The 5,763-nt window shown below is 69.3% G+C and carries 5 protein-coding genes and 1 pseudogene; 1 reads left to right on the top strand and 5 read right to left on the bottom strand.

Features of this window, described 5'->3' with window-relative positions:
- From ASJ79_RS17160 to ASJ79_RS17140, 5 genes are all read right to left on the bottom strand, one after another.
- Positions 1 to 1,282: AMP-binding protein (locus ASJ79_RS17160; RefSeq protein ID WP_067957488.1), on the bottom strand; the 1,282-nt coding region annotated here is incomplete at its 3' end.
- Positions 1,283 to 1,288: 6 nt separating this feature from the next.
- The gene (locus ASJ79_RS17155) at positions 1,289 to 2,173 is read right to left on the bottom strand and encodes an SDR family oxidoreductase (protein ID WP_082753886.1); all 885 of its coding nucleotides are present in this window, start codon (positions 2,171 to 2,173) and stop codon (positions 1,289 to 1,291) included.
- A 115-nt stretch (positions 2,174 to 2,288) separates the two neighbouring features.
- On the bottom strand, positions 2,289 to 3,212 hold the full coding sequence (locus tag ASJ79_RS17150) for a 1,4-dihydroxy-2-naphthoyl-CoA synthase (protein WP_067957485.1): 924 nt from the start codon (positions 3,210 to 3,212) through the stop codon (positions 2,289 to 2,291).
- Positions 3,213 to 3,216: 4 nt separating this feature from the next.
- Positions 3,217 to 3,660, bottom strand: a complete 444-nt coding sequence (locus ASJ79_RS17145) for a nitroreductase family deazaflavin-dependent oxidoreductase (RefSeq protein WP_067957482.1) — start codon at positions 3,658 to 3,660, stop codon at positions 3,217 to 3,219.
- A 9-nt stretch (positions 3,661 to 3,669) separates the two neighbouring features.
- Entirely contained in the window at positions 3,670 to 4,377 is a 708-nt protein-coding gene (locus ASJ79_RS17140; RefSeq protein WP_067957479.1) for an HAD family hydrolase, read from the bottom strand.
- Between the two features lie 1,164 nt (positions 4,378 to 5,541).
- On the opposite strand from ASJ79_RS17140, the pseudogene ASJ79_RS34030 reads away from it, so the two are divergent.
- Positions 5,542 to 5,763 (top strand): annotated as a pseudogene (locus ASJ79_RS34030) (hypothetical protein); the annotation flags it as partial.

The following is a 5,763-nucleotide window of genomic DNA, read 5'->3' as shown; positions in this document are numbered from 1 at the left end:
CGGCGGGATGGGTCATCAGCACGTTCTCCACCTCGGCCGGGTACACGTTCTCCCCGCCGGACACGATCATGTCCTTGATCCGGTCGTGCAGGTACAGGTAGCCGTCCGCGTCGACGGACCCGGCGTCGCCGGTCTTGAGCCATCCGTCCGGGGTCAGGGTGGCCGCCGTCGCGTCGGGGTTGTTCCAGTAGCCGAGCATGTTCTGCTCCGACCGGGTCCACACCTCACCGACGGTGCCCGGCGCGACGTCGGTGCCGTCCTCCCCGACGACCCTGATCTGCACCCACGGATACGGTCTGCCGCAGGACCGCAACAGCTCGGGCACGTGGTCGGGGCCGTCGAGCTGGGTGATCGAGCCCGTCGTCTCGGTCATGCCGTACACCTGGGCGAAGATGCCGCCGAACCGTGCGATGCCGCGGGTCAGCACGTCGTCGCTGATCGGCGACGCCCCGTAGACGATCACCCGCAGGTGGGACAGGTCGACGTCCTCGACGCTGTCGCTGTCGAGCAGGAACTGGATGACGGCGGGCACCAACAACATGTTGGTGACGCGGTGGCGCGCGATGGCGTCGAGGATCGCGACCGGGTCGACGTCGCGCAGCACGACGGTGGCGGCGCCCTGCCAGAGCCCGGCCAGCGCCCACCCGCAGCCGGCCATGTGGAACAGCGGCATCACCGCCAGGCTGACGGCGTCGGCGTCGAACTGCCAGGGCCCGGCCACGCCCGCGGTCTTGCAGACGAAGTTGGCGTTGCTCAGCATCACGCCCTTGGGCAGGCCGGTGGTGCCTGAGGTGTACATCAGGAACACCAGATCGTCGGGCCCGGTGACCACGCCCGGGTCGACGGCCGGATGGGCCGCGGCCCACGCGTCGAACGCCGGCCAGCGCGGGTGGCTGCCGATCACCACGATGTCGGCGTCCAGGTCGGCCTCAATCGCTTCGAGGTGGTCGGCGAACTTCTGGCCCACCACCACGATGCGTGCCCCCGAATCGGCGATGACGTGGCGCATCTCCGGCGCGGCCAACCGCCAGTTCACCGGAACCCCGACCGCCCCGATCTTCGCCAACCCGAAGGCGACGTCGAAGAACTCGACGCCGTTCTTCTCCACGAACGCGACCCGGTCGCCGAACCCGACGCCGGCGGTCGCGAACGCCTGCGCGACGCGGCTGGACCGGTCGTCGAGCTCACCGTAGGTGACCGTGGTGTCACCGGCCACCAGCGCCGGCGCGTCGGGCCGTTGCCGGCCGTGACTCCGGACGATGTCGGCGAGGCTGGGGAACAACGCTTTTCAGTCCTTGGGCTGCATGCGCTGACGTTTCATGATGGTGTCCACCGCGGCCGGGGCGATGCTGTTGATCGCGTGCGCGGTGACCGCGATGCGGGGTGCGATGCTGACCGGCCGGTGCCGCGCGGCGGTGACGATCCAGCCGGCCGCCTCCTCGGCGGACAGGCCCGGCAGCCCGTCGTAGGCCCGCGTCGGGGCGATCATCGGCGTCTTCACCAACGGGTAGTACAGCGTGGTCGACTGCACGCCGCGGTCGGACCATTCGGTTTCGATGATGCGGCTGATCGAGGACAGCGCCGCCTTCGACGCGTTGTAAACCCCGAACAGTGGCGGGGATTCGGTTTTCACTCCCCAGGTGGACACGTTGATGATGTGGCCGTCGCCGCGTTCGAGCATCCCGGGCGCCAGGCCGCGGATCAGCCGTAACGGCCCGTAGTAGTTCAGCGTCATGGTGCGTTCGACGTCGTGCCAGCGCTCCAATGACTCCTCCAGCGGTCGCCGGATGGACCGCCCGGCGTTGTTGACCAGGATGTCGATGCCGCCGAACTCCTCGGTCACGGCGGCGACGAGCTCGTCGACGGCGTCGAGGTCGGACAGATCGCAGGTGTGGGCGCGAGCGTGCCCGCCGGCGTCGGTGATGCGGGCGACGACCTCGTCGAGCAGGTCACCGCGCCGTGCCACCGCGACCACGGTCGCACCGCGGCGGGCCAGCTTGCCCGCGGCGGCCTCGCCGATGCCCGACGACGCGCCGGTCAGCAGGACGCGCTTGCCCGCCAGATCGATGACGGGGCGGGTGGGCCGGTTCAGCAGCGTCGGGAGGATCGGGGGCCGCATGCTGGTCAGCACCACCTGCTCGGCGAGCCGCCGCAGCGGGTTCCTGCTAGTCACGGTTGGCGAGTCTATTTCCACCGCCGAAATGGCATTCCAGCAGGACCTCACTCGCACTTTCCCTGCTGGAACGCAATTTCGGCGGGCCGGTGCACGCGAGCGACCGGCGCGCCGCCTAGAAGTAACGGGGGAACGGCGACCAGTCGGGGTCGCGCTTCTCCAGGAACGCGTCACGGCCCTCGACGGCCTCGTCGGTCATGTACGCCAGCCGGGTGGCCTCACCGGCGAACAGCTGCTGGCCGACCAGGCCGTCGTCAAGCAGGTTGAACGCGTACTTCAGCATCCGGATCGCCTGCGGCGACTTGCCGTTGATCTCCGAAGCCCATTGCAGCGCAACGTTTTCCAGGTCAGCATGGTCGACGACCTCGTTCACCGCACCCATCGCGTGCATCTGCTCGGCGGTGTAGGGGCGGCCCAGGAAGAAGATCTCGCGGGCGAACTTCTGGCCGGCCTGGCGGGCCAGATACGCCGACCCGTATCCGCCGTCGAACGATCCGACGTCCGCGTCGGTCTGCTTGAACCGCGCGTGCTCACGGCTGGCCAGGGTCAGGTCGCACACCACGTGCAGCGAGTGGCCCCCGCCGGCGGCCCAGCCGTTGACCAGGCAGATCACCGGCTTGGGCATGAACCGGATCAGCCGCTGAACCTCGAGGATGTGCAGCCGTCCGGCCCGGGCCGGGTCCACCGTCTCGGCGGTCTCCCCGGACGCGTACTGGTAGCCGCTGCGGCCGCGGATGCGCTGGTCGCCGCCCGAGCAGAACGCCCAGCCGCCGTCCTTGGGCGAGGGCCCGTTGCCGGTCAGCAACACCACCCCGACGTCCGAGGACATCCGCGCGTGGTCCAGGACGCGGTAGAGCTCGTCGACGGTGTGCGGACGGAACGCGTTGCGCACCTCGGGGCGGTCGAACGCGACGCGCACCGTCGGCTTCCGTTCCCCGTCGGCGACGTGGCGGTGGTAGGTGATGTCGGTCAGGTCCTCGAAGCCGGCCACCGGCTCCCACAGGCTGGCGTCGAACGGGTTGCTCGCAGCGTCGGTCACGACCTCACACGCTATCGAAGCGGAATACCGGGCAGCGCCCGGCCAGCGCCTCGAACTCGTCGGGGTCCGGTCCGGTCACCAGGCCGGCGTTCCGCATGAACTCGACGCCGGTGGGCACCAGCACCGGGAACTGCCGCAGCAGCGGACGCGCCTGGTCGTCGGGAAGCTGCACCAGGCGCACCGACTCGCGGGTTCTGCCGCGCAGCAGCACCGCGTCCGGGTTGGCCTGCGCGTTGCGCACCCAGTCCGCACCGGGCAGCCCGCCGACGACGTAGCGCTGCCCGTCGACCTCGAACGGGGTGATCGGCGTCGACCGCGGCTTGCCGGACTTGCGCCCGGTCACGGTCAGCACCACCGGCCCGTCCTTGAGCAGTCCTGTCCGGTTGACGGCGATGATCGCCTTGTTGACGTACTTCAGCCACCACGGCGGGCGGATGCGCTCTGCCATGCCCCGAAACTACAGCTGGATGCCGTTGGCCCACAGCGCGGCGATGAGCCCGTCCTTGCGTTCCCGGGTGGGCAGCGGATCCACGAGCGCGAACGCACATCCCAGCGTCCGGGCGCCGCCGTCGGCCTCGTCGCTGTCGCCGACCATCAGCGCGCGGTCGGCCGGCACGCCGACGCGGTCCAGGGCGGCCTGGAAGATCGCCGGATCGGGTTTGACCGCACCGACTTCGTACGACAGCACGAACGCGTCGACGTGGCCGGCCACCCCGAGCGCGTCGAAGGCCGGCCGGACGTCGAAGGCGATGTTGGACACCACCGCGGTCTTGATGCCGCGACGGCGCAGTCCGTCGAGGACCGTCGCGGTGTCGGGGTACGGGGTCCAGGACGCCGGATCGATCACCCTGTTGTACAGCGATTCGGCGTGATGGTGGGCCAGGCCCGACTCCCGCAGCACGTGCAGATACGCCTCGCGGTGCAGGTGCGGGGCCAGGTCGCGGTTCATCCAGGCCTGCAGCGCCTCGGGGGTCATCGACACCGACCGTCCGGTCGGAGCGGTGAGCCGGCGCATCAGTTCGGCCTGCACGTGAGCGTCGACCTCACGGGTCTGGTCCGGGCTCATCGGCGTCTCGAGCTCCATTCCGGCGAACCAGCTCTGGTCCTCCTCGAGCCGGAACAGCGTGCCGGAGTAGTCGAACAGCACCGCCTTCAGGTCACTCACTCCAACATCATGCCAGCGGCGGCAACTCCGCCTTCTGCTCGGCGAGACCGCGCGTCAGCCCTCGACCACGGCGCGGACGTCCGACTTCTCCCACAGGTTCAAGAAGTTGGTCATCATCAGCAGCCGGCTGCGCGTCTGCTCGTCGCCGGCGATCGCCGGGTCGAACCGGTCGGCGACCGGTTCGGGCAGCACCTTGAGTAGGAAGCCGGGCACGTCGAGCAGCCAGGTCGTCCCCATGATCGCGACATAGGCGATGACGTGGTCGCGCAGCACCGCGACCTCGAGTCCCGGTCCGCCGGCGGCGGCGTACTCGGCGGTGAAGTGCGTCAGCAGGTGATCGAAGTGGTTGTCCCACATGGCCGTTTCGGCGCTGCACATCGCACCCCAGATCGCCATCGCGAGGTTCATCTGCCCGACGCATCCCCAGTCCAGCAGCCCGCAGCGCAGCACGTCCCCGTCGCGCCAGAACCACGCATTGTCGACGTTGGCGTTCCAGTGGCACAGCGCGACATGGTCGGCATCGGCGGCCAGCCGATCCCACAGCGCGTCCATTCGGCCGGGGATGACGCCGACGTCGTCGGACAGCCGCGACAGAAACGCCGGGGAACCGATATGTGCCGGCACCAGTGCCGGCTGTCGGACGGCGAGCTCGCGGAGAAGCTCGACCCTGCGCCGCAACTGGCCGGCGGTGTAGGGAGGCCGCTGGCCGACCGACAGAAGGCGCATGTCGACGGCGAATTCGGCGCCGGCGCCCAGCAGTCCGGCCCGGTGGCTTCCCGCCAGGCGGCCCAGCGCGCTGAACAACGCCTCGTAGTGACCGAGCGGATCCGGCATCGAATAGTCGGCGCACTTGTCGTACTGATCTTCGATTCCGTTGCGGCCAAAGGCGATCCGATCGGTGATCAAGATGCCGGTGCCGGAGTCGGCGTGATAGTCGGCGAACAGGCAGTGTGGCACCGCGATCGGAAACTTCGCGGCGCGGGTGAGCAGCGCGAAACGCACCTCCAGCGCCATCTGACCGCGCCCGAGATCGCGTGCGGGATCGTCGAAGTCGCGTGAGAACTTGACGAACAACTCGCGCGGCAGCCGTCCGGATCTGCGGTAGGACACCGTCAGCAGCGCCTTGCGTCCGGTGCTGCCGCCGCGGAATTCGGTCAGGTCGTCGACGGCGACGATCCCGCACGCGATCTCGGGCGCGGTCAGATGGCGCTGGAGGTGCGTTTCGCGCTGCTCACCCGCGCCGCGAAGTTTCCGATCGCGGTGCCATACTGCCTGTTCGCCGACTATCACGCCGACTCCGGCACCGGCATCTTGATCACCGATCGGATCGCCTTTGGCCGCAACGGAATCGAAGATCAGTACGACAAGTGCGCCGACTATTCGATG

Source organism: Mycobacterium sp. NAZ190054 (assembly GCF_001545925.1).
Lineage (GTDB): Bacteria > Actinomycetota > Actinomycetes > Mycobacteriales > Mycobacteriaceae > Mycobacterium.
Note: the sequence above shows the minus strand (reverse complement) of the source record. Positions and strands in the feature narration are given on the sequence as shown.